The 23,804-nt window shown below is 69.8% G+C and carries 22 protein-coding genes; 14 read left to right on the top strand and 8 right to left on the bottom strand.

Annotation, left to right across the window (positions count from 1 at the left end):
• Positions 1-27: 27 nt before the first annotated feature.
• Positions 28-1,671 carry a chaperonin GroEL gene (groL, locus tag H2041_RS05830; protein ID WP_293410498.1) on the bottom strand — a complete coding sequence of 548 codons (1,644 nt, stop codon included), beginning with the start codon at positions 1,669-1,671 and terminating at the stop codon, positions 28-30.
• 126 nt (positions 1,672-1,797) lie between these two features.
• Positions 1,798-2,085, bottom strand: a complete 288-nt coding sequence (gene groES / locus H2041_RS05825) for a co-chaperone GroES (protein WP_293410496.1) — start codon at positions 2,083-2,085, stop codon at positions 1,798-1,800.
• Positions 2,086-2,309: 224 nt separating this feature from the next.
• On the opposite strand from groES, the gene H2041_RS05820 reads away from it, so the two are divergent.
• The 5 genes from H2041_RS05820 (at position 2,310) to H2041_RS05800 (ending at position 8,611) form a co-directional block, all read left to right on the top strand.
• Positions 2,310-3,527: a cyclopropane-fatty-acyl-phospholipid synthase family protein gene (locus tag H2041_RS05820; protein ID WP_293410494.1), complete on the top strand. Its 1,218-nt coding sequence runs from the start codon at positions 2,310-2,312 to the stop codon at positions 3,525-3,527.
• 22 nt (positions 3,528-3,549) lie between these two features.
• The gene (locus tag H2041_RS05815) at positions 3,550-3,912 is read left to right on the top strand and encodes a VOC family protein (protein ID WP_293410492.1); all 363 of its coding nucleotides are present in this window, start codon (positions 3,550-3,552) and stop codon (positions 3,910-3,912) included.
• A 276-nt stretch (positions 3,913-4,188) separates the two neighbouring features.
• Positions 4,189-4,881: a TetR/AcrR family transcriptional regulator gene (locus H2041_RS05810; protein WP_293410490.1), complete on the top strand. Its 693-nt coding sequence runs from the start codon at positions 4,189-4,191 to the stop codon at positions 4,879-4,881.
• Positions 4,882-5,070: 189 nt separating this feature from the next.
• On the top strand, positions 5,071-7,284 hold the full coding sequence (locus H2041_RS05805; protein WP_293410487.1) for a TonB-dependent receptor: 2,214 nt from the start codon (positions 5,071-5,073) through the stop codon (positions 7,282-7,284).
• Between the two features lie 58 nt (positions 7,285-7,342).
• A complete protein-coding gene (locus tag H2041_RS05800; RefSeq protein ID WP_293410485.1) occupies positions 7,343-8,611 on the top strand; it encodes an MFS transporter in 1,269 nt (422 codons plus the stop codon).
• A gap of 19 nt (positions 8,612-8,630) precedes the next feature.
• On the opposite strand, the gene H2041_RS05795 is transcribed toward H2041_RS05800, so the two are convergent.
• On the bottom strand, positions 8,631-9,929 hold the full coding sequence (locus H2041_RS05795) for an acyl-CoA dehydrogenase family protein (protein ID WP_293410483.1): 1,299 nt from the start codon (positions 9,927-9,929) through the stop codon (positions 8,631-8,633).
• 146 nt (positions 9,930-10,075) lie between these two features.
• On the opposite strand from H2041_RS05795, the gene H2041_RS05790 reads away from it, so the two are divergent.
• The 4 genes from H2041_RS05790 (at position 10,076) to H2041_RS05775 (ending at position 13,925) form a co-directional block, all read left to right on the top strand.
• Positions 10,076-11,395, top strand: coding sequence for an acyl-CoA dehydrogenase family protein (locus H2041_RS05790; RefSeq protein WP_293410480.1), 1,320 nt, complete (start codon positions 10,076-10,078; stop codon positions 11,393-11,395).
• Positions 11,396-11,679: 284 nt separating this feature from the next.
• On the top strand, positions 11,680-12,438 hold the full coding sequence (locus tag H2041_RS05785; RefSeq protein WP_293410477.1) for a sulfite exporter TauE/SafE family protein: 759 nt from the start codon (positions 11,680-11,682) through the stop codon (positions 12,436-12,438).
• Entirely contained in the window at positions 12,435-13,187 is a 753-nt protein-coding gene (locus H2041_RS05780; RefSeq protein ID WP_293410474.1) for a TSUP family transporter, read from the top strand. Before H2041_RS05785 ends, H2041_RS05780 begins: the two co-directional genes overlap by 4 nt.
• 153 nt (positions 13,188-13,340) lie before the next feature.
• Complete coding sequence (locus H2041_RS05775) at positions 13,341-13,925, top strand: GNAT family protein (protein ID WP_293410472.1); 585 nt, start codon at positions 13,341-13,343, stop codon at positions 13,923-13,925.
• Positions 13,926-13,943: 18 nt separating this feature from the next.
• On the opposite strand, the gene H2041_RS05770 is transcribed toward H2041_RS05775, so the two are convergent.
• Positions 13,944-14,819 carry an SDR family NAD(P)-dependent oxidoreductase gene (locus tag H2041_RS05770; RefSeq protein WP_293410470.1) on the bottom strand — a complete coding sequence of 292 codons (876 nt, stop codon included), beginning with the start codon at positions 14,817-14,819 and terminating at the stop codon, positions 13,944-13,946.
• A gap of 75 nt (positions 14,820-14,894) precedes the next feature.
• Positions 14,895-15,350, bottom strand: a complete 456-nt coding sequence (tadA, locus tag H2041_RS05765; RefSeq protein WP_293410712.1) for a tRNA adenosine(34) deaminase TadA — start codon at positions 15,348-15,350, stop codon at positions 14,895-14,897.
• A 12-nt stretch (positions 15,351-15,362) separates the two neighbouring features.
• On the opposite strand from tadA, the gene H2041_RS05760 reads away from it, so the two are divergent.
• Both H2041_RS05760 and rsmD read left to right on the top strand, forming a co-directional pair.
• Entirely contained in the window at positions 15,363-16,604 is a 1,242-nt protein-coding gene (locus H2041_RS05760; protein ID WP_293410468.1) for a pseudouridine synthase, read from the top strand.
• 4 nt (positions 16,605-16,608) lie between these two features.
• Positions 16,609-17,181 carry a 16S rRNA (guanine(966)-N(2))-methyltransferase RsmD gene (rsmD, locus tag H2041_RS05755; RefSeq protein WP_293410465.1) on the top strand — a complete coding sequence of 191 codons (573 nt, stop codon included), beginning with the start codon at positions 16,609-16,611 and terminating at the stop codon, positions 17,179-17,181.
• On the opposite strand, the gene H2041_RS05750 is transcribed toward rsmD, so the two are convergent.
• A complete protein-coding gene (locus H2041_RS05750) occupies positions 17,167-17,442 on the bottom strand; it encodes a YjhX family toxin (RefSeq protein ID WP_293410463.1) in 276 nt (91 codons plus the stop codon). The genes rsmD and H2041_RS05750 overlap by 15 nt on opposite strands.
• Before the next feature lie 350 nt (positions 17,443-17,792).
• Between H2041_RS05750 and H2041_RS05745 the strand changes: the two genes are divergently transcribed.
• A complete protein-coding gene (locus H2041_RS05745) occupies positions 17,793-19,406 on the top strand; it encodes an ATP-binding protein (protein ID WP_293410461.1) in 1,614 nt (537 codons plus the stop codon).
• Positions 19,407-19,483: 77 nt separating this feature from the next.
• Entirely contained in the window at positions 19,484-20,257 is a 774-nt protein-coding gene (locus tag H2041_RS05740; RefSeq protein WP_293410458.1) for a MerR family transcriptional regulator, read from the top strand.
• Here the strand turns inward: H2041_RS05740 and mutL are convergent.
• Positions 20,254-22,119, bottom strand: coding sequence for a DNA mismatch repair endonuclease MutL (gene mutL / locus H2041_RS05735; RefSeq protein ID WP_293410710.1), 1,866 nt, complete (start codon positions 22,117-22,119; stop codon positions 20,254-20,256). The genes H2041_RS05740 and mutL overlap by 4 nt on opposite strands.
• Positions 22,120-22,187: 68 nt before the next feature.
• On the opposite strand from mutL, the gene H2041_RS05730 reads away from it, so the two are divergent.
• Complete coding sequence (locus H2041_RS05730) at positions 22,188-23,156, top strand: TraB/GumN family protein (protein WP_293410455.1); 969 nt, start codon at positions 22,188-22,190, stop codon at positions 23,154-23,156.
• 39 nt (positions 23,157-23,195) lie between these two features.
• Here the strand turns inward: H2041_RS05730 and H2041_RS05725 are convergent, their stop codons facing one another.
• Positions 23,196-23,750 (bottom strand): DUF3035 domain-containing protein, encoded by a 555-nt coding sequence (locus tag H2041_RS05725; RefSeq protein ID WP_293410453.1) that lies wholly within the window; start codon positions 23,748-23,750, stop codon positions 23,196-23,198.
• Positions 23,751-23,804: the final 54 nt, after the last annotated feature.

Raw genomic sequence — 23,804 nt, 5'->3', positions numbered from 1 at the left:
CGTCCTGTCAGCTCTGGAGGGCCGGACTTAGAAGTCCATGCCGCCCATGCCGCCCATGTCGGGCATGCCGCCGCCGGCCGGAGCGTTCTTCTTCGGCGCTTCGACGATGGCCGCTTCGGTGGTGATCAGCAGACCGGCGACCGAAGCCGCGTCCTGCAGGGCGGTGCGCACGACCTTGGCGGGGTCGATGACGCCGGCCTGGACGAGGTCGACATACTCTTCGGTCTGGGCGTTGAAGCCGAAGGTGGCCGAGTTGGAGTCCAGCACCTTGGCGACCACGATCGAGCCTTCCACGCCGGCGTTCTCGGCGATCTGACGGATCGGGGCCTGCAGGGCGCGGCGGACGATGGCCACGCCGGCTTCCTGGTCGTCGTTGTCGCCCTTGAAGCTTTCGAGGACCTTGGAGGCCTTCAGCAGGGCGACGCCGCCGCCCGGGACGATGCCTTCCTCGACCGCGGCGCGGGTGGCGTTCAGCGCGTCGTCGACGCGGTCCTTACGCTCCTTCACCTCGACCTCGGTGGCGCCGCCGACGCGGATCACCGCGACGCCGCCGGCCAGCTTGGCCAGGCGCTCTTGCAGCTTTTCCTTGTCGTAGTCCGAGGTGGTGTCCTCGATCTGCTTCTTGATCTGGGCCACGCGGCCTTCGATGCCGGCCTTGTCACCCGAACCGTCGACGATGGTGGTGTCGTCCTTGGTGATGGTGACCTTCTTGGCGCGGCCGAGCATGTCGAGCGACACGTTCTCGAGCTTGATGCCCAGGTCTTCGCTGATCAGCTGGCCGCCGGTCAGGATGGCGATGTCTTCCAGCATGGCCTTGCGGCGGTCGCCGAAGCCCGGCGCCTTGACGGCGGCGACGCGCAGGCCGCCACGCAGCTTGTTGACCACCAGGGTGGCCAGAGCCTCGCCTTCCACGTCCTCGGCGATGATCAGCAGGGGACGGCCCGACTGGACCACGGCTTCCAGGACCGGGAGCAGGGGCTGCAGGCTGGAGAGCTTCTTCTCGTAGAGCAGGATGAGCGGCTCTTCGAGATCGGCCTCCATCTTGTCGGCGTTGGTGATGAAGTAGGGCGACAGGTAGCCGCGGTCGAACTGCATGCCTTCGACGACGTCGAGTTCGGTCTCGGCGGTCTTGGCTTCCTCGACGGTGATGACGCCTTCGTTGCCGACCTTGTCCATGGCCTTGGCGATCATCTCGCCGACCTCAGTGTCGCCATTGGCCGAAATGGTGCCGACCTGGGCGATCTCGGAATTGGCCGAGACCTTCTTGGCGTTGGACTTGATCTCTTCGATGACCTTGGTGACGGCCTTGTCGATGCCGCGCTTCAGGTCCATCGGGTTCATGCCGGCGGCCACCGACTTCAGGCCCTCGGTGACGATGGCCTGGGCCAGCACCGTGGCGGTGGTGGTGCCGTCGCCGGCCTTGTCGTTGGTCTTCGAGGCGACTTCGCGGATCAGCTGGGCGCCGAGGTTCTCGAACTTGTCAGCCAGTTCGATTTCCTTGGCCACCGACACGCCGTCCTTGGTCGAACGCGGAGCGCCGAAGGACTTCTCGATGACGACGTTGCGGCCCTTGGGGCCGAGCGTCACCTTGACCGCATTGGCCAGGGTGTTGACGCCGCGCAGCATGCGGTCGCGGGCGTCGGCGGAGAAATAGACGTCTTTCGCAGCCATCTCTTCTTCTTTCGTCTTGAGGCCGGATGGGCGCCGCTCCGGATCTGCCGGTAGACCGCGCCGCAAAGGGCCGAAGGGTTTGCGCCCGCCGGGGTCGGCGGGCGGGACGTCAGCTCGATCCGGGCGTTACTCGACGACGCCCAGGATGTCGCTTTCCTTCATGATCAGCAGGTCTTCGCCCTCGAGCTTGATCTCGGTGCCCGACCACTTGCCGAACAGCACGCGGTCGCCGGCCTTCACGTCGAGCGGCTGGATCTTGCCGTTCTCGTCGCGAGCGCCCGGGCCGACGGCGATGATCTCGCCTTCCTGCGGCTTTTCCTTCGCCGTGTCGGGGATGATGATCCCGCCCTTGGTCTTCTGTTCTTCCTCGACGCGCCGCACGAGGACGCGGTCTCCCAAAGGACGAAACGCCATGTTGGTCTTGCTCCGTTCGGAACTATCTGAATTGCGGTGACGCGAGCCTCCGGCTGGCTGTTAGCAGCCACCCAGTCCGAGTGCTAACGTCGGCCGGGAGGTAGGTAAGACGCGGCCCGGAGTCAACACTCCGCACGGCGGTTGCGCGAACGCCCTTTACATCGTGGACGCGAACAGTCTTTCGCGCTTAGCTGTTAACCTCTTCGGGCAAGGAGGGGTTGGCCATGAGCCTTTCGTCCTATTTGCACGAGACCGTTCGCGAGGGCCGGCTGAGGGTGGATCTGCCGGGCGGGCGGTCGCTGAACCTGGGAGACGGCTCCGGACCGCCGTTGCGCGTCCGGATCAACTCGCGCCGATGGCTGGCCCGGATCGCGGCCGATCCCGATCTGCGCGTCGGCGAAGCCTATATGGAAGGCGGCCTCCTCCTGGAGGAGGGCGGCCTTTACAATCTGGTCGATCTGATCGGGCGCAACGCCCGCTATCGCCGTCAGCCGCGGCCTGGCCCCTTGGCCCGCTGGTGGCTCGACCGGCGGCTTCAGGCCAACGCCCGGCGGGCCGCGCGCCGCAACGTCGCCCACCACTACGACCTGTCGGTGGATTTCTACCGCCGCTTCCTCGACGCCGACCTGCAGTATTCCTGCGCCTATTTCCCCAGGCCCGGCGCCAACCTGGAGACCGCCCAGTGGGTCAAGAAGAAGCGTCTGGCCGACAAGCTGCTGATCTCTCCCGGTCAGCGGGTGCTCGACATCGGCTGCGGCTGGGGCGGCCTGGCGCTGTCCATCGCCCAGCAGACGGGCGCGCAGGTGGACGGGGTGACGCTGTCGACGGAACAGCTGGCCACGGCCCGGGCCCGGGCCGAGGCGGCCGGTCTGGCCGAACGGGCGCGGTTCTCGCTGACCGACTACCGCGACGTGGCCGGCCCCTATGACCGCATCGTCTCGGTGGGCATGTTCGAACATGTCGGCCGGCCCAACTACCAGGCCTATTTCGACCAGGTGGCGCGCCTCCTGACCGACGACGGCGTGGCCGTCGTCCATTCCATCGGCCGCTCCGACGGGCCCGGCTTCACCCAGGCCTGGGTGGCCAAGTACATCTTTCCGGGCGGCTATATTCCAGCCCTCTCCGAAGTGCTGCCGGCGGTGGAGCGGGCGGGCCTGGTCGTCTGCGACATCGAGATCCTGCGTCTGCACTACGCCGAGACCCTGCGCTGCTGGCGCGAGCGGTTCACCGCCCAGCGCAAGGAGATCGCCGCCCTCTACGACGAGCGTTTCTGCCGGATGTGGGAGTTCTATCTCTGCGTCAGCGAAATCGCCTTCCGCCACCGCGATCACATGGTCTTCCAACTGCAGCTCGCAAAGCGCGTGGACGCCGTGCCGATCACCCGCGACTATCTGGAACGTGGAGAGCCCGTGGGCGCCGCCGGCCTGCGCCGGGTCGCGTGAGGCTCGGCAGAGAGGGGCGAAAATGATCGACCACATGACGCTGCATGTCAGCGACTTCGTCCGGTCGCGGGACTTCTACGGCAAGGCGCTGGCGTCGCTCGGCGCGCGGGAGCACATGGGCGACGGCCAGGCCTATGCAGGCTTCGGCGTCGACAAGCCCAGCTTCTGGATCGGCCTGGGGCAGGTGGGCGAGCCGACCCACGTGGCCTTCGCCGCGCCCGACCGGAAAACGGTGGACGCCTTCTACGCCGCCGCGATCGCCGCGGGCGGACGCGACAACGGCGGCCCGGGTCTGCGGCCGCACTACCATCCCAACTATTACGGCGCCTTCGTGCTCGACCCCGACGGGCACAATATCGAGGCCGTCTGCCACCGGCCCGAGTAGGCCTGAGGGCGCGCTGCCCGGTGCTTGGCCGAAGAGTGCGTCTTTCCGATCACAGCCTGGCCGGCGCAGGCGGACTCTGTCCGAACCTTAACTGGAATGAAGCCATGGCGGCCCCCATATGCAGGCCATGGTCAAGCTGTTCAAACTTCTTCCGGCGCTCGTCGCCCTGGCTGGCGTCATCAGCCTGTTCCTGCTCACCCAGCGGTCCGGCATCTGACGCCGCCGCCGGGGCGGCGTGCTTGACGACTGCGCCCGGGCCGTCCCAATGCGCAGGTCATGGCGAAAACCGACACCGTCCAGGCGGGCGCGACCCGCGGCCGCCGGCCCAAGGGTCAGGGGCCGGACCTTCGGGAATCCATACTCGACGCGGCCGAAGAGCTGTTCTCGCGGCACGGCTTCTATGGCGTGACCGTACGCCAGGTGGCGGCCGAGGCGGGCGTCGACACCGCCCTGATCCACTACTATTTCGGCGCCAAGCGGCAGCTGTTCGATGCGGTGTTCGCGCGCCGGGCCGAGATCCTCAACCGGGTCCGGCTGGAGGCCATGGCGGCCTACCAGGCGGCGCATCCGGACGACATGCGGGTGGAGGGGGTCATCGAGGCCTTCATCGGGCCCCTGCTCGACCTCTCACTGACCCAGGATCCCGGCTGGAAGAACTATTTCCGTCTCGTGGCCCTGGTGAACAACACGCCCGCCTGGGGCGGCGAGACCATGCACCGGTTCTTCGATCCCGTCGTCCACGCCCTGATCGACACGCTGAAGGCCGCCCTGCCGGAGGCCGAGGTCAAGGACCTGTACTGGTGCTATCAGTTCCTCACCGGGGCGATGATGCTGGCCCTGTCCGAGACGGGCCGCATCGACCAGCTCTCGGAAGGCCTGTGCCGGTCCTCCGACCTGCAGGCGGTGCGCGAGCGGCTGTTCACCTATTGCGCGGCCGGGCTGGAATCGGTCGTGCGGCGCCGCGCGTGAACCGTGGCCCTCCCGGGCGCCGCAACGGCACTGTTGCGGAATTTCATCAGGTGACGAAACTTTCCACGCTCGCAGGGGCCTGGCCCCTGGCGCGGCCGGCGCAAGTGTGGCCACACTCCTCGGAATTCACCACCTGGTGAGATTCGGGCGACGCCGCGCATCAAGATGCGGCGCGCTGGGGAGGAAAACATGAAAGCCATCTTCAAGGCTGCGCTCCTGGCGAGCGCGGCGATCACGGCGACGCCTGTCGCCGCCGCGGCTCAGGCGACGTCGCAGGGCCCCTCCGTCGTCGACGAGCTGGTCGTCACCGCACGCCGCCGCGAGGAAAGCCTCAAGGACGTGCCCGTGGCCGTGACCGCCGTCACCGGCGAGCGCCTGGCCGCCACCGGTGCGACGGACATCACCAACCTGCAGCAGACCACGCCGAACCTGACGGTGCAGGTCGCGCGCGGGTCGAACTCCACGCTCATCTCCTTCATCCGCGGCGTGGGCCAGCAGGACCCGCTCTGGGGCTTCGAGCCGGGCGTCGGCCTCTATGTGGACGACGTCTATGTCGCCCGGCCGCAGGGCGCGGTGCTCGACATCTTCGACATCGAGCGCATGGAGGTCCTGCGCGGACCGCAAGGCACCCTCTATGGCCGCAACACCATCGGCGGGGCGATCAAGTACGTCACCGCCAAGATCGAGGGCGATCCCGAGCTGAAGCTGAAGGGCCAGTTCGGCTCCTATGACCAGCGCGACTTCATCGGCTCGGCCAAGGGCATGGTGTCCGACACCCTGGGCGTGGGCCTCACCTGGGCCAGCTTCAACCGAGACGGCTACGGGACCAATCTGAACACCGGCGCCGAGCACTACAACAAGGAGGTCGCCGCGGCCCGAGCGACGGTGGAGTTCTCGCCCACGCCGGACCTCTTCTTCCGGCTGGCGGGCGACATCGTCACCGACCGGTCGAACCCCCGCCACGGCCACCGGGAGACCCCGGCCTTCAATTCGCTGAACCAGCCCATTCCCGGCGGCGAGGTGCTGCCGGACGTCTACGACACCCGCGCCGGCTCCGGGGACCACAACCTGGTGGAAAGCCGCGGCGTTTCGCTGCTCGGCGAATGGTCGGTGAGCGACACTCTGACCTTCAAGTCGATCAGCGCCTATCGCGCCGGCGAGACCGAGGGGACGATCGATTTCGACACCCTGCCGGCGCCCTATCTGGACATCCCGGCCCGCTACAACGACCACCAGTTCACCCAGGAACTGCAGCTGCTCTACACCGGCGACCGGGTGCAGGCGGTCGGCGGCCTCTACTATCTGAACGCCACGGCGGCCGGCGCCTTCGACACCATCCTCAGCCAGGCCAATCTTTCCATCGCCACGGCCGGCTATGTGGACACCGAGAGCTGGTCGGCCTTCGCCGACGTGACCTACGCCTTCACCGATGCGCTGAGCCTGTCGCTCGGCGGCCGCTACACCCGCGACGAGAAGACCGGCCGCGTCTATCGCCAGAACTTCACCGGCGTCGGCTCGCCCCTGTTCGGCAACAATCTGGCGGTTCCGGGCCTGCTGCGTTCGGACTTCACCAGCACCGACACCTACGAGAAGTTCACGCCGCGGGTCAGCCTCAGCTACGACCTCAACACCGAGCTGACCGCCTACGGCTCCTACAGCCAGGGCTTCAAGTCGGGCGGCTTCGACATGCGCGCCGACGCCATCCTCACGCCGGATTCGCGCGACGGCTACGATCCTGAGACGGTGGACTCCTACGAGCTCGGTCTGAAGGGCTACTTCTTCGACCGCCGGCTCAGCCTGAACACCGCGGCCTTCTACGCCCAGTACCAGGATCAGCAGGTCACCCTGCAGACGCCGGTCGGGGCCTCCATCGCCAGCCAGGTGCTGAACGTGGGCGAGTCGCACATGTCCGGCGTCGAGCTGGAGGGCGCGGCCTTCTTCACCCCCGACCTCAGCGCCAATTTCTCGGTAGGCTACATCAAGGCCGAGTTCGACGAGTACCGGGCGCTGAACCCGCTGACCGGCCAGGTCGAAGACTTCGCCGACAGCCGGGTGTTCCAGAACACGCCCGAATGGACCGGCGCGGTCAGCCTCACCTATCGCCGCGACCTGGGCGAGATGGGGCAGATCTCCTTCATTCCGGCGGCCTCCTACCGCTCGTCCTTCTCGATGTTCGAGACGCCGTCGATCCTCGATCAGGGCTCCTACTGGCTCTACGACGCCAGCCTCGTCTGGACCTCGCCGGACGAACGCTACCGGGTCGGCCTGCACGGCAAGAACCTGGCCGACGAGCGCTACCGCGTGGGCGGCTACACCTTCCCCGGCGGCCTCTTCGCCAACTCCGTCACGGCCTATTACGGCCCGCCGCGGACGGTGATGCTGTCGCTGGAAGCCAAGTTCTGAGGTTCCTTGGCCCGGCGCCCTGCGGCGCCGGGCGCCTGTCTGTCCGCGCGGAGATCCGATGGAGACGCCGACCCCGGCCCAGCCGTCCAGCCGTTACCGCATGATCGTGCTCGGCCTGCTGATCCTGGCCTACACGCTGAACTTCCTGGATCGGCAGATCCTCGGCATCCTCGCCGGCCCCATCAAGGCCGATCTCGGCCTGACCGACAGCCAGCTCGGCCTCATGGGCGGGCTGGCCTTCGCGCTTTTCTACACCGCGCTCGGCGTGCCGGTGGCCTGGCTGGCCGACCGGTGGAGCCGGACCTGGATCATGACCGGCGCCCTGGCTCTGTGGAGCGGCTTCACCGCCCTCTGCGGCCTGGCGACCGGCTTCTGGACGCTCTTCCTCGCCCGCATGGGGGTGGGGGTGGGCGAGGCCGGCGGGGTGGCGCCGGCCTATTCCCTCATCTCCGACTATTTTCCGAAGTCGCAGCGGGCGCGGGCGCTGGCGGCCTATTCCTTCGGGATCCCTATCGGCTCGGCCTTCGGCATCCTGTTCGGCGGCCTGATCGCCCACGCCATCGACTGGCGCGCCGCCTTCGTCATCGTCGGCCTGGCCGGCATCGCGCTCGCCCCCATCTTCCGGCTGGTGGTCAAGGAGCCCCGGCGCGGCGCCTTCGACGAGGCGCCGCCGGCGCCGGCGGAGACGCCCGCCGGATCGGTGGGGCCCCTGCTGCGCAAGCCCAGCTTCTGGCTGATCTCGCTGGGGGCGGCGGCCTCGTCGGTCTGCGGCTACGGCATCGCCTTCTGGCTGCCCTCCTTCTTCGAGCGCAGTCTCGGGATGAGTCTGGTGGACCGCTCCCTCTTCCTGGGCGCCATCACCCTGGTGGGCGGTCTGCTGGGCGTCTGGGCCGGCGGCTGGCTGGGCGACCGGCTGGGCGCCCGGCGGCCGGCGGCCTATCTGCTGGTGCCGGCGGCGGCCTTCATCGTCGCCCTGCCGTGCTTCTTCCTCGCGGTGCAGACCCAGTCCCTGGCGCTCGCCTTCTTCCTCTTCCTCATCCCCCAGGGCCTGAACCTCGCCTGGCTGGGGCCCGTGCTGACGGCGGTCCAGCATCTGGCGCCGGCGGCGCAGCGGTCGGTGGCCTCGGCCTGCTTCCTGTTCGTCAACAACCTGATCGGGCTGGGCCTCGGCACCTGGTACTTCGGCGCCGTATCCGACGCCCTGACGCCGCGCTTCGGTCTCGAATCCCTGCGCTACGCCATCTATTCGGGCCTCGGCTTCTACCTGGTCAGCGCCCTGCTGTTCGTCATCGGCGCGCGCCGCCTCAGCCGCGACTGGGTGGCCTGAGGCGGCGCGGCTCAGGCGCTCAGCGCGAGCCGACGGGCACGCGCTCGGCGTCGCGCTCGGCCCGGACCTTGGCGGCCAGATCGCCGTACCTGGCCAGCTCCAGGCGGGCGATGGTGCGGGCATGCACCTCGTCGGGACCATCGGCGATGCGCAGGGTCCGCTGGTTGGCGTAGGACCGGGCCAGACCGAAGTCGCTGGAGACGCCCGCGCCGCCATGAGCCTGAATGGCGTCGTCGATCACCTTCAGAGCCATGGTCGGGGCCTGGACCTTGATCATGGCGATCTCCATCCGCGCCACCTTGTTGCCCGCCTTGTCCATCATGTCGGCGGCCTTCAGGCAGAGCAGGCGGGTCATCTCGATGTCGATCCGCGCCCGGGCGATGCGCTCCTCCCACACCGAGTGTTCGGCCACCGCCTTGCCGAAGGCGGTGCGGGTCAGCAGGCGCTTGCACATCTTCTCCAGCGCCACCTCGGCCGCGCCGATGGTGCGCATGCAGTGATGGATGCGGCCGGGCCCCAGACGGGCCTGGCTGATCTCGAAGCCGCGCCCTTCACCCAGCAGCAGGGCGTCCTCCACAGGCACGCGGACGTTCTCCAGCACCACCTCGGCATGGCCGTGCGGCGCGTCGTCGAAGCCGAAGACCGGGAGCATGCGCACGATCTTCATCCCCGGCGCGTCCATGGGCACCAGGACTTGGCTCTGCTGCTGGTGCTTGGGCGCGGACGGATCGGTCTTGCCCATGACCACGGCCACCTTGCAGCGGGGATCGCCGACGCCGGAGGACCACCACTTGCGGCCGTTGATGACGTAGTCGTCGCCGTCCCGCTCGATGCGGGTCTCGATATTGGTGGCGTCGGAGGAGGCCACCTGCGGCTCGGTCATCAGGAAGCCCGAGCGGATCTCGCCCTCCATCAGCGGCTTCAGCCAGCGGTCCTTCTGGGCGCGCGTGCCGTAGCGGTTGAGGATCTCCATGTTGCCGGTGTCGGGCGCCGAGCAGTTGAAGACTTCCGAGGCGAAGCTGACCCGACCCATGATCTCGGCGATGGGCGCGTATTCAAGATTGGTCAGCTGCTCGCCCTCGAACACGAAAGTGTCGTCCACGTGCGCCACGCCGGAGGAGGGCGGCATGAACATGTTCCACAGCCCGGCGGCCCTGGCCTTGGCCTTCAGCTCCTCGACGACGGGGATCACCTTCCAGGGATCGCCCTCGGCGTGCTGGCGCTCATAGACCGGGACGGCCGGGTGGACGTGCTCGTCCATGAAGGCGGAGACCTTGGCGATCAGGGCCTTCTGGCGGGGGGAATAGTCGAAGTCCATGGCGTCGCGCCTTCCGATTCAAACAATTGTTTGAATTCTCCCTAGCGCTTCGCCTCGAACGATTGTTTGATATCCCGCAATTCTCGGCCGATGCTGCGCGCCAATCGAAAGCGCCATCGCCTTTTAGCCCGTGGGAGGACCTCCAGATGACCGTCACCGCCGAACGCGAACAATCCAGCTTCACGCTCAGCCCGCAGGATGAGCTCAACGACCTGCGTATGTCGGACAAGGCCATTCCCCTGCTCAACCACGTCAAGCGGTTCATCAAGGAGGTGGTCCAGCCGATGAGCGAGGAGTTCCACCGCCTGGGCGAGGGCAAGACCGACATCTGGTCCTATGCGCCCGGCCAGCTGGAGGTGCTCGAAGCGGCCAAGGACAAGGCCAAGGCTGAGGGCCTGTGGAACTTCTTCCTGCCCGACGCCCATACCGGCGAGGGGCTGTCGAACCTCGACTACGCCTATATCGCCGTCGAGCTCGGCAAGAACCCGATGGCGTCCGAGGTGATGAACTGCGCCGCGCCGGACACGGGCAACATGGAGGTGCTCGAACGCGTCGGCACGCCCGAGCAGAAGGAGAAGTGGCTGAAGCCCCTGCTGGAAGGGAAGATCCGCTCGGCCTTCGCCATGACCGAGCCGGACATGGCCTCCTCCGACGCCAAGAACATCCGCATGCGCGCCACGCTGGTGGGCGACGAGTACGTCATCAACGGTGAGAAGCACTACATTTCCGGCGCCGGCGATCCGCGCTGCAAGGTGATGATCACCATGGTGCAGACCGATCCCGACGGCCCGCCGCACCTGCGCCAGTCCCAGATCCTGGTGCCCATGGACACGCCCGGCGTGAAGGTCATCGGGCCGATGAACGTCTTCGGCGACCCTGACGCGCCGCACGGCCATATGCACATCGTCTTCGACAATGTGCGGGTGCCCAAGGAGAACATGCTGCTGGGCGAAGGCCGCGGCTTCGAGATCAGCCAGCTGCGCCTGGGTCCGGGCCGTATCCACCACTGCATGCGCGCCATCGGCCAGGCCGAGCGGGCGCTCGACCTGATGATCACCCGCGGCCTGACCCGCGAAGCCTTCGGCAAGCCGATCATCCAGCTGGGCGGCAATATCGAGCATGTCAGCCGCGCCCGCATCGAGATCGAGGCCATGCGCCTGATGGTGCTCAAGGCCGCCAAGGCCATGGACATCCTGCCCCGTGACGAGGCCCGCATCTGGATCCACATGGTCAAGGCCATGGTGCCCGAGCGCGTCTGCCAGATCATCGACCAGGCCATCCAGATGCACGGCGCGCTCGGCGTCTCGCAGAAGACGCCGCTGGCCAAGATGTACGCCTCGCAACGCACCCTGCGCCTGGCCGACGGCCCGGACGAGGTCCACCACATGGTGGTCGGCCGCAACGAGGTCCGCCGCTATCGCGACATGCCGCAGGATCCCTCGACCCCGGCGGTGTTCCGCAACTGATCGAAGCCTCATCGCAGGCTTGCGAAGGCCCCGGCGATCCGCCGGGGCCTTTTTCGTGGCCGCAAGCTTGGCCGGGGACCGCGACGGGTGTAAGCCGCGCGGGACCGCCGCGCATGGCGTGGCGTCCTCCATCGAGGCTCGGCTGCGGCCGGCCATGTCCGGGCGTTCGCCGCTGGCGGCTCGCAGCGCCCCATCCGTCCCGCGCGCGACGCGCTGCGGACCGGCGATCGGCGGCGGCCTGTGCCCTCCGTCGGGGCCGGCCGCTCCATCGGAGGACCAAAGCCGTGCCCCTCATCTCCATGCTTTTCATCCTGGTCGCGGCCTTCGCCACGGCCACCCTCTCGGGCGTCTTCGGCATGGCCGGCGGCCTTGTGCTGATGGGGGCGCTGGCGCTGGTCCTGCCGGTCTCGGCCGCCTTCGTCGCCCACGGCGTGCTGCAGCTCGTCGCCAACGGCTGGCGGGCCATCCTGCACCGCCGCCACGTCCGCTGGGACATCGTCGGCTGGTATGCGCTCGCCTCGCTGATCGCCGCCGGCCTCGTGTCGCTGCTGGCCTTCACGCCGTCCAAGCCGCTGCTCTTCCTGCTGCTGGGTCTTGTGCCCGGCCTCACCTGGCTGCCGCAGACCTGGCTGAGGCTCGACGCCGCCCGCCCGCCCCAGGCCTTCGCCTCGGGCTTCCTGGTCACGGGGCTGAACCTGCTGGCCGGCGTCGCCGGGCCGCTGCTCGACATCTTCTTCGTGCGCACCGAGCTCACCCGCCACGCCATCGTCGCCACCAAGGCGGCGACCCAGGTCTTCGCCCACCTGGCCAAGATCGTGGTCTATGGCGCGCCGCTGCTGATCGGCGCGCGCGAGGCGGCGCTGCCGCCGCTGTGGGTCTTCGCCCTGGCCGTCCCGCTCTCCATGACCGGCACCTATGTGGGCGGCCTGATCCTGGAGCGGATGAGCGACGTGAACTTCAAGCGCTGGACGCGCTGGATCGTCACCGCCGTCGGCCTCTTCTACCTGGCCCAGGCGGCCCAGCTCGTCCTGGCCGGGCGATGACCCCAGGGCTCGTCGCCTTCGTCCTGGCGGCGGTCTTCGCCGCCTCGGCCATTTCCGGCCTGTTCGGCATGGCTGGCGGCTCTCTGCTGATGGCGGCGCTGACCTACGCCCTGCCGGTCGGCGCGGCGCTCGCCCTGCATGGGGCCGCCCAGCTCGTCTCCAACCTGGCGCGGGCCGGGATGAACTGGCGCCACGTGCGCTACCGCACCCTCGGCTGGTTCGCCCTGGGCGCCGGCGCCGGCCTGGCGCTCCTCAGCCTCGTCGCCTACCAGCCCTCGCGGGCGGCCCTGTTCATCGCCATGGGCCTGCTGCCGGCGCTCGTCTGGATTCCGGCCCGGTGGGTCCCGCTCGACGCGGCCCGCCCGAGCCATGCGGCGGCGGGAGGGTTCCTTGTCTGCGCCCTGGCGCTGACGGCCGGCGTCTCCGGCCCCTTGAGCGAGCTCTTCCTGATCCGCTCCAGCCTCACGCGCCATCAGGTGATCGGGACCAAGGCGGCCATGCAGGTGTTCGCCCACCTGGCCAAGCTCCTCTTCTACGGCGGCGCCCTCCTGTCCCTGGACGGCGGGGAGGGCGTCCAGGCGGGGCTTCTGGCGGGCGTGGCGGCGGCGGCGGTTCTGGGGGCGTTCGCCGGACGCCGCTTCCTCGACGCCCTGTCGGAAGACCGCTTCCGACGCTGGCGGCGGTGGATCTTCACCGTGCTCGGGGCAGGTTTCCTGATCCAGGGCGTGGCGCTTCTGGCGGGGGCGTGAGGGCAAAAAAAGAGCCGCGGCCCAAGCCGGGCGCGGCTCTGAAGGTATAGGGAGGAAACGCCCAAAAGGGCGAGGCTGAGATAAGCCTATCGCCGGCAAACGCAATAGGGCATTTCGCAAATTTCTTCGTTCCAGAATGTCGCAGGCGCAAAAATGAGGCTTCCGCCCTCCATCATGCAGCATCGCCGTGTCCGCCTGGAGCCGCTCGGCGAACAGCATCGCGCCGACCTGCGGCAGGCCTGCGACGCCGACCCGGCGCTGTGGCGGGATCTCTACCCCTTCTCCATGGCCGGCGAGCATTTCGGCCCGGCCTGGGACAGGCTGATGCGCCAGGCGCAGGACGGAAGCTGGATTCCCTTCGCCGTGCTGGTCGACGGCGTCTGCCTCGGCATGACCAGCTACATCGCCCCGGACGAGGCCAATGCGACGGTCGAGGTCGGCGGCACCTACTATGCGCCGGACGCCCGCGGCGGCGCCGTCAATCCGGCGGCCAAGCGCCTGATGCTGGCCCACGCCTTCGCGGCCGGGGCCCGGCGGGTTCAGTTCAAGGTGGATGCGATCAACGCCCGCTCCCGCGCCGCCGTCCTCAAGCTGGGGGCTGTGCAGGAGGGCGTGTTGCGCCAGGACCGCATCACCTGGACCGGCCGCATCCGCGACACGGTGGTCTTCTCGATCCTGGCCGACGAATGGCCGGCCGTGCGCGAACGGCTGGACGAACGGCTGGCGGCGTTCGGCTAGCGCCGCCAGCCGTCCAGACTAGGCGCTCGCCGCCGTCCGCTCCGTGGCGTCGGCGAAGAAGACCTTGTCGGCGTTCTTGGCCACGTCCTGGGCGGTGTAGGGCTTGCCGGGATTGAAGCCGTCGGTCTGCATCATCTTGATCTCGCGCACGCCGCGCGAGGAGACGCCCAGCACCTTGCCCGAATGATCGGCGGCCAGGTCGGAGACCATGTAGAGCACGCCGGGCGCGATGTTCTCCGGCAGGCTCATCGGATCGGGCTCCTTACCCTGGCGGCCGGGCAGGTCGGCGGTCATGCGGGTGAAGGCGCCCGGCGCCAGGCCCATGACGCGGATGCCGTACTTCCGCCCTTCGATGGAGAGCACGCGCATCAGGCCGTAGATGCCGGCCTTGGCCGCCCCGTAATTGGCCTGGCCGAAGTTGCCGTAGAGGCCCGAGGTCGAGGAGGTCAGCACCATCACGCCGGGATGGTTGTTCTCCTTCATCCACTTCCACACCGGCCAGGCGCAGCAATAGGTCCCCTTCAGGTGGACCTTCACCACCAGGTCCCAGTCCGCTTCGGAGGTGTTGGCGAAGGTCTTGTCGCGCAGAATGCCGGCGTTGCAGACGAGGATGTCGATCTGGCCATAGTTGTCGAGGGCGGTCTTCAGGATGTTCTCGCCGCCGGCCAGGGTGGAGACGTCGTCCCCGTTGGCCACGGCCTCGCCGCCGGCCTCGCGGATCTCGTCGACCACCTTCTGCGCGGCGCTGCGATCGGCGCCGGACCCGTCGCGCGACCCGCCCAGGTCGTTGACCACGACCTTGGCGCCTTCCTTGGCGAACAGCTTGGCGTAGGCCTCGCCCAGGCCGCCGCCCGCGCCGGTGACGATGGCCACCTTCCCATCGAGCAGTCCCATGAAAACGTCCTCCCAAATGCGGCAATTCTTATGGGAGGTATTCTCCCGCCCTCCCGGGGCGGAAGGCAAGGCGCCTCAGCCGCTCGCAGAGCCCTTGGCGCGACGGGCGCGGAAGAAGCCGCGCAGCAGATCGGCGCTATCCTCGGCCAGCACCCCGCCGGTGACCTGCGGCCGCCAATGGCAGGTCGGCTGTTCGAAGAAGCGCGGGCCATGGACCACGGCCCCGCCCTTGGCGTCCTCCGCGCCGAAGACGACGCGGCCGATGCGGGCGTGGCTTATGGCGCCGGCGCACATGGCGCAGGGCTCGAGCGTCACCACCAGGGTCAGGCCGGTCAGCCGGTAATTGCCCCGTTTCCGGGCGGCCTCACGCAGGGCGACGATCTCGGCGTGGGCGGTCGGATCGTGGGCCCCGATCGGGCCGTTGGCGCCGATGGAGATCACCTCGCCCGTGGCCGGATCGACCACGCAGGCGCCGACGGGCGTTTCGCCGCGTGCGGCGGCGTCTTGCGCCGCTTGCAGGGCGATGCGCATGGTGCGGTGATCATGGTCCACGAACGGCAACGAACTCCGCGTCCCCCTTCCGGTCAAGCCAAGGCTGCTTACGACCCCGCCGACGAGACGCGGGGCGGGGGAACGCACGACCCCTCCGATGGCGGCGGCGAACGCGTCGCCAAGGCCCTGGCGCGCGCCGGCGTCGCCTCCCGTCGGGAGGTCGAACGGCTGATCGCCGCCGGCCGCGTGGCGCTCAACGGACAGGTTCTGACCACGCCGGCGGTGAAGGTGGAGCCCGGCGACATCCTCACCGTCGATGGCGAGGTGGTCGACGAGCGCGAGCCCGCGCGCCTCTTCCGCTACCACAAGCCCGCCGGCCTGGTGACCACCCACGCCGATCCGCAGAACCGGCCCACCGTCTTCCAGGCTCTGCCGGAAGGTCTGCCGCGCCTGATCTCGGTCGGGCGTCTCGACCTCAACACCGAAGGCCTGCTGCTGCTGACCAACGACGGCGAGCTGGCGCGCGCGCTGGAGTTGCCGGCCACCGGCCTGCAGCGTCGCTATCGCGCCCGCGCGCACGGCCGCATCACGCAGGACAAGCTCGACACCCTGAAGAACGGCGTAACCGTGGAGGGGGTGCGCTACGGCCCGATCGAGGCCCGGATCGACAAGGCCAGGGAAGGCCCGCAGGGGGCCAATGTCTGGATCAGCCTGACGCTCAGCGAGGGCAAGAACCGCGAGGTCCGGCGGGTCTTGGAGTCGCTCGGCCTGAAGGTGAACCGGCTGATCCGCCTCTCCTACGGACCCCTGGCGCTCGGCACGCTGGATGTCGGCCAGATCGAGGAGGTCGGCCCGCGCGTGCTGCGCGAGCAGTTCGCCGGCTTCATCGCGCCGGAGAACATGCCCAAGGGCGATCGGCCGGCCTACAACCCGCCGCGGCGGGCCAGCGCCGGCGCCGGCCGGCGGAGCCAGGCGGCGGCCGACGAGTCGGCCGTCGTGCCTGAGCCGAAACCGGCGGCGAAGAAGACCTACAAGCCGGGCTGGGCCAAGCCGAAGGCGCCTGCGCGGCCGCATGCGGCGAAGGGGCCGCGTCCGGTGAAGGGCAAGCCGCGCTCGGCCGCCGACGACCGCGTGATCGAGGCCAGGCCCGGCCGGGCCGAACGGGCTGGGGCTCCGAAATCCGCCGTCGGCACGTCTGGCGGCAAGCCCCCGGCCGGCAAGGCCCGGACCGGCCCGCCGCGTCCGGGCGGACCCAAGCGCCCCGGCCCGCGCAAGCCGAACCGCCGGGGCTAGGCGGATGCGCATCGTTTCGGGCGAGTTCCGCGGCAAGACGCTGGCCGCGCCGGCGGGCGCGACGACGCGGCCGACCTCCGATCGCGCGCGCCAGGCGGTCTTCAACATACTCGAGCACGCGCCCTGGTCGCCGGGCCTGCGGGACCTGCGGGTCATCGACCTGTTCGCCGGCTCGGGCGCGCTCGGCTTCGAGGCGCTCTCGCGCGGGGCCAAGTTCTGCCTGTTCGTGGAGACCGACGAGGCCGCCCGCGGCGCGATCCGCGAGAATGTCGACGCCATGGGCCTGTTCGGCCGCACGCGCGTCCACCGGCGCGATGCGACGCAACTGGGCGTCCGGCCCGGCGCCGACGGCCCGGCCTTCGACATGGCCTTCCTCGATCCGCCCTACGCCAAGGGCCTGGGGGAGATCGCGCTCGCCCGCCTGGCCGACGGCGGCTGGCTGGCGCCGGGCGCGATCGTCGTCCTCGAGCGCGGCGTCTCGGAGCCGGACTTCAGCGTCGAGGCCTATGAGGCTCTGGACGCGCGCGACTACGGCGCCGCGCGCGTCCACTTCCTGCGCTACTCACCAGGCGCGTGAGGTCGTCCGGTTGTCGGCCTGGCTCCGCAGGTTGGCCAGGCCCTCGCGGGTGATGCGATAGGGGCCGCCGCCGCGGCTGGCGATGAAGCCGCGGCGCCTCAGCGCCTTGAAGACGTGAAGGTCGCAGTCGACCAGCCGCCAGCCGTCGCCGGTGATGCAGTCGACCTCGATGATGGCGCCGCGCGCGTCGCGCACGGGCAGGATTCGGGCGCCCTGGGCCAGGGCGTGCAGCGTCCTCTGCTGCCGCTTGGGAATGTTCAAGACGGAAGTTCCGGAAGTCAGGCATAGGCCATGCCGCCCGCGCGCCGTCGCGGCGCGGGTTGCGGGGTTCCGGCCTGTGGGGTCGCGACGCCAGGGGCGTCTGCGAAGGCCTCAGGCCTGGGCGCTCATCGCAACGGGAGGCATAAGATCCCCTCTTCCAGTGGACGCAGGCTAGCACCTCCGGCGCGGGCCGCAAGTCGGGACGATTAGTCAGTATTCGGAGAAAATCGTCGGCAAAGTTACAGTTATGTGACAGAATTCAAAGCCTTATCCGTCAAGGAGCTTCACCCTCTATTAGAGCTTCACCGGTGAAGGGTTGGGCCAACCTTCGCCCCGGGAGCCCCCACTCCATGTCGGCCAACCTTTTCGACCTTGCCGCGCCCCTGCCCGCCATCTCTCCGGACACGCAAGGCCAGGGGGTCTATGACCGCTTTCAGGCCGAACCCGACACCCTGGCGATCGCGGTTGTGGACGAGGAAGGACGGCCGGTCGGCCTCGTGGAGCGCAACGCCTTCTTCGTGGCCATGGCGGCGCACTATGGCCGCGCCCTCTATGCGCTGCGGCCGATCTCGCTTCTGATGAACCGCTCGCCGCTGGTCGTCGAGGGCGACACCTCGGTGGCCGACTTCTGCGGCCAAGCCCTGGCCGAACGCGCCTCGGAACTGCTGCGCGGCTTCATCGTCACCAACGGCGGCCGCTATGCCGGCGTCGGCAGCGCGCTCTCCCTGCTTCAGGCGACCAGCGAAGCCAACCGTCGCCACGCCGACGAGATGACGGCGCTGGCCGAGACGCTGGGGCGGGCGGAGGCCCAGGCCAAGGCGGCGCTCTCGGCCAAGTCCCAGTTCCTGGCCGTGATGAGCCATGAGATCCGCACGCCGCTGAACGGCGTCCTGGCCATCGCCGACATCCTGCAGCGCAAGCTCGGCGCGGGCGAGCTGAGCCCCTATGTCCAGACCATCCAGGACTCCGGACAGACGCTCCTGCGGCTGCTGACCGACGCGCTCGACCTGTCGCGGGCCGAGTCCGGGCGCCTGGAACTGACCGAGGAGCCTTTCCGCGTGGCCTCGGTCCTCGACGACGTGGCTGCGCTGTGGAGCGCGCGGGCCGAGGAGAAGGGCGTCTCGCTGGTCTTCTCCTATGAGGGCGAGGCCGAGCAGTGGGCGTTGGGCGACGCCGTGCGCATCAAGCAGGTCTTCAACAACCTGATCAGCAACGCGCTCAAGTTCACCGACCGCGGCGGCGTGGAAGTGGTCCTGCAGGCCGAGCGTGAGGACATGGTGGTGCGGCTCGCGGGGCTGGTCCGGGACACCGGCCTCGGCGTGCCGGCCGACCGTCTGGCCCAGATCTTCCAGCCCTTCAGCCAGACCGAAGCGGGTCTGCGCCAGGGCGGCGCGGGCCTGGGTCTCTCCATCTGCCGCCAGCTGGTCGAGCAGATGGGCGGCGAGATCGCCGCCGAGCGCAATGTCGGGCCAGGCACGACCTTCCGGTTCGCGTTCCCGCTCTATGACGTGCCGGCGCCGACCGAGGCCGACGCCGACGGCGAGGGGGAGGTCGAGGCGCTGCCCGGCGGTTTCCGCGTCCTTGTCGCCGACGACAACGCCACCAACCGCCTCGTCGCCGCCACGCTCTGCGAGATGTTCGGCGGCGAGGTGACGACGGCCGAGGATGGCGAACAGGCCGTCGCCGCGGCCCGCGTCCACGCCTTCGACCTGATCCTGATGGACATCAAGATGCCCAGGCTGGACGGCCTTGGCGCCACGCGGCAGATCCGCAGCCTGCCGGGCGCGGCCGCCCGCACGCCCATCGTGGCCCTGACGGCCAACGCCGACCCCTGGGACGCGGCCGCCTACCTCGCCCAGGGCATGGACGAGGTGGTGGAAAAGCCGATCAAGGCCGAACGCCTGCTGGCGGTGATGTCGCGCCTGCTGGACGGATCCGAATCGATCGGCGAGGCGGTGGCCTGACCCGCGCACGAAAGCCGCTTGACCCTCACCCTTCGTGAGGACCCACCTGCCTTGTCCATCGGCGAGGACGAGGTTTCGTGACGGACTATACGGTCAAGACCGTGGCCAGGCTTTCCGGCGTAAGCGTGCGCACCCTGCACCATTACGACGAGATCGGCCTGCTGCGGCCGGCGCACATCGGCGCCAACGGCTACCGCTACTACGGGCGGGAGGAGCTGCTGCGCCTGCAGCAGATCCTCTTCCACCGGGAGCTCGGCATGCCGCTGGCCCAGATCGCAGCCGTGCTCGATGCGCCCGGCTTTGATCGGGCGGCGGCCCTGCGGGCCCATCGGGAGCGGCTTTGCGAGCGGATGGCGCGCAGCCGCGACCTGATCGAGACCATCGATGCGACCCTCGCCGCCCTCGAAGGAGTGACGAAGATGGACGAGACGAAGATGTACAAGGGCTTCGACCCCGAGACCCAGGCCCGGCACGAAGCCTGGCTGACCGAGCGCTACGGCGGCGGAATGGACGACAGGGTCGCCCAGTCCAAGGCCGGGCTGGCCGCCATGGGCGCGCCGGCGGCCCAGGCCCTGTTCGCCCAGGGCGAGGCGCTGGAGGCGGAGTTCGCCCGCGCGCTGGAGGCTGGCGCGCCGGCGGACTCGGAGGCGACGCAGGCGCTGGCCCGGCGCTGGTGCGACTGGATCGCCCAAGCCTGGAACCGCGCGCCGGACCGCGCCGCCTTCGAAGGCCTCAGCCGCCTCTATGAGGAGCATCCGGAGTTCCGCGCCCGCTATGAGGCGCGCTGCGCCGGCCTCACGGAGTATCTGGGCGCGGCGATGCGGGTCTTCGCCGGGCGGGAGCTCGCCTAGCGGCGGCCGAACAGCCGCTCGATGTCGGCGAGCTTCAGTTCCACATAGGTCGGCCGCCCGTGATTGCACTGGCCGGAATGGGGGGTGGCCTCCATCTGGCGCAGCAGGGCGTTCATCTCCGGGCCGGTCAGCCGGCGTCCGGCCCGGACCGACCCGTGACAGGCCATGGTGGAGCAGACCTCGGCCAGCCGCTCCTTCAGCGACAGGGCCTGGTCGGTCTCGGCCAGGTCGTCGGCGATGTCGCGCACCAGACCGCCGGCGTCGGCCTCTCCCAGCAGGGCTGGCGTCTCGCGCACCAGCACGGCGCCGGGGCCGAAGGATTCGACGACCAGGCCCAGGCCGGCCAGTTCCTCGGCGCGGGCGACGACCCGCTCGGCCTCGGCGGGATCGAGCTCGACCACCTCGGGGATCAGCAGGGCCTGGCGGGCGACCGCGCCTTCGGCCATCTCGGCCTTCATCCGCTCATAGACGAGACGCTCGTGGGCGGCGTGCTGGTCGACGATGACGACGCCGTCGCGGGTCTGGGCGACGATATAGGTCTCGTGCACCTGGGCGCGGGCCGCGCCCAGCGGGTGGTCGACGAAATCGGGGACCGGCGCCGGCGCGGGGGCCTCGGCCAGTCCGGCCGGCGCGGCGTAGGCCGGCGCCTCATGGCCAGGCTCGGTGCGGGCCGAGGTCTCCGACAGGCCCGGAATGGCCTGGGCGACCGCCTGTCCCCAGCCGCCCTGGCTCCAGCTGGAGAATCCGGCCGGGGAGGGGGCGCTCGGCCGCCAGCCCGGCGGCGGGCCGCTGGCCGGACGCAGCCCCTGCAGCGCCTCGGCGGCCACGGTGGTGGAGGCGCGATGGCCGGCGGCGGCCAGGGCGTGGCGCAGGCCGCCGACGATCAGGCCGCGCACCAGGGCCGGATCGCGGAAGCGGACCTCGGCCTTGGCCGGATGGACGTTCACATCCACCAGGGCCGGATCGAGGGTCAGGAAGAGGGCTGTCAGAGGGTGGCGGTCGCGAGCCAGGAAGTCGGCATAGGCGCCGCGCAGGGCGCCCTGCAGCAGCCGGTCGCGCACAGGCCGGCCGTTGACGAACAGGTACTGGTGGGCCGCATTGCCCCGGTTCAGGGTCGGCAGGCCGGCATAGCCCGTCAGCCGAACGCCATCCCGCTCATGGTCGATCAGCAGGGCGTTCTCGGAGAATTCGCGCCCCATGATGGCCGACAGGCGCGCCAGGCGGCCCTCGTCGCCCTCGCGCTCGGCAGGCATGCGCAGCACCCGGCGCCCGTCGACCTCCAGGGTGAAGCTGACCGCCTCGTGGGCCATGGCCTGGCGTTTCAGCTCCTCGGCGATGGCCATGGCCTCGGCCCGTTCGGACTTCATGAACTTCAGGCGGGCCGGGGTGGCGTAGAAGAGGTCGCGAACCTCCAGACGCGCCCCATGGGGTCCGGGAAAGGCGGCCGGCGTCACCTGGCCCATGGCGCCGCCGTCGACCCGCAGGCCATAGGCCTCGGCCGCGCCGCGCGCCCGGCTGGTGATCGAAAGTCGGGCCACCGAGCCGATGGAGGGCAGGGCCTCGCCGCGGAAGCCCAGGGTGGCGATGCGCAGCAGGTCGTAATCGCCGGCGTCGTCGGGGGCGAGCTTGGAGGTGGCGTGACGCTCCACGGCCAGCGGCAGCTCCTCGGGCGACAGGCCGCAGCCGTCGTCGGCCACCAGGATGCGCGACAAGCCTCCGCCTTCGACCTGCACCTCGATGTTGCGCGCCCCGGCGTCGAGCGCGTTCTCGACCAGCTCCTTGATGGCGCTGGCCGGCCGCTCGACCACCTCGCCGGCGGCGATGCGGTTGACGGTCTCGGGGGGAAGGCGGCGGATGGGCATGGTCAAGCTTGTGTCCAAATCCAAATATAGGACGATTCATGGGCCGAGCGGGGGCTTTGGGAGAGATCATGCGTCTGAAAGCCGCCCTTGCGGGCCTCGCCGTCCTCTTCGCTCCCCTGGGCGCCGGGGCCCAGCAGGCACCGGCCCAGAACCCGGCCGTCCTGGCGCCCGATCCCGACGCCACTCTGGTGGAGGAGCTGGTGGTCACCGCCCGCGACGCCGGCCCGGCCTGGTGGCGGGTGTCCGACGCGGACTCCACCGTCTATGTGCTCGGCGTGCCCTCGGTGATGCCCAAGGGCGCCGGCTGGGACCCCAGCGTGCTCGAACGGCGGCTCGACGGCGCCAATCGGGTGATCCTGCCGTTCAACAACGCCAGCGTGAACCTGCTGACCGCGCCCGGGGCGGTGATCAGTCTGATGCGGCTGCGATCCTCGACTCCCTTCGAGGACACCCTGCCGCCGGACCTGGCGCGGCGCTTCGTGGCGGCGCGCGAGGCGGCGGGCCAGGACGCCGACCGCTACAAGACGAAAAACGGTCTGGCCGCCGCCCTGCTGCTGGTCAGCGACTATCGCGACGCCGCTAGGCTCACCGCCGCCGACCCGGCCAAGACCATCGGCCGCATGGCGGAGTCGCGCGGCGTGCGTGTGGAGGCCAAGACCTATGACGCCGCGCCGCTGCTGGCGGCCATCGTCCGCACGCCGGAGTCCGCCCAGCGCGCCTGCGTGGTCGCCGCGCTCTCCGCCATCGAGGCCGGGCCGGACTCAGCGCAGGCGGCGGCCCGCGCCTGGGCCTGGGGGCAGGTCCGCGGGGCGCTGAGCGGCGAGCGGACCTACGAACGTTGCATCGCCTCAGCGCCGGGCGCGCGCGACCTGGACGCGCGGATGAAGGATGATCTGGCCCAGTCCATCGTCCGGGCGCTTCGCGAGCCCGGGCATTCGATCGCGGTGGTGCAGCTGAGGCCCCTGCTGGCCGAAGGCGGCGTGCTCGACCGCCTGCAGCGGCAGGGCTACGACATCCGCACGCCCGCCGAGGGCTGAAACGAAGACGAGGCGCCCAAGCGCCTCGTCCGTCCGGTCTCAGAGGCCGGGAAGCTTGATCCGGCCGCTGGATTCGCGGCGGATGACCACGTCGCCGCCGCCGGTGATCTCGTTGATCCGCTGCTCTTCGGCGGCGGCGTCCACGGGGGCGGGGGCTTCGGCGCCCGGAGCGCTGGGGGTCGGGCTGGACGCGCCGTCGCGCCAGAACATCACCGTATCGGCGAAGCTCTTTTCCTTGTGGGCGATGTCGCCGAACTCGTCGTCCACCACATAGCGGATCAGCGGATCGGCGCGCTCGACGCCAGCCTTGGCGACGAGAAGCTGTTCGCCCTGGCTGCGGCCGGCGGCCTCGCGTTCGCCCAGCAGGGCGGCGCGGGCGGCGCTCTCGGGCTGCAGTTCCTGCGGGCGCGGCTCGCCGGGCGCCGGCGGGCGCAGGGCGTAGTCCGGCGGCACCACCAGCGGGGCCTTGGTCACCACGCGGAATTCGTCCGGCGTGACCTTGGTCATGCCGAGCGCCTGACGGGTCGAGGTGCAGCCGGCCAGACCGACCGCAGCCGTCAGGGCGCCGGCGAGGATCATGCGGTTGAGGGTCATGACAAAACGCTCCGTAGGGCCGCCCCCGGCCGTAAAGTCCACTGCATTAGCGCA

This window comes from Phenylobacterium sp. (assembly GCF_013911965.1).
Lineage (GTDB): Bacteria > Pseudomonadota > Alphaproteobacteria > Caulobacterales > Caulobacteraceae > Phenylobacterium.
Note: the sequence above shows the minus strand (reverse complement) of the source record. Positions and strands in the feature narration are given on the sequence as shown.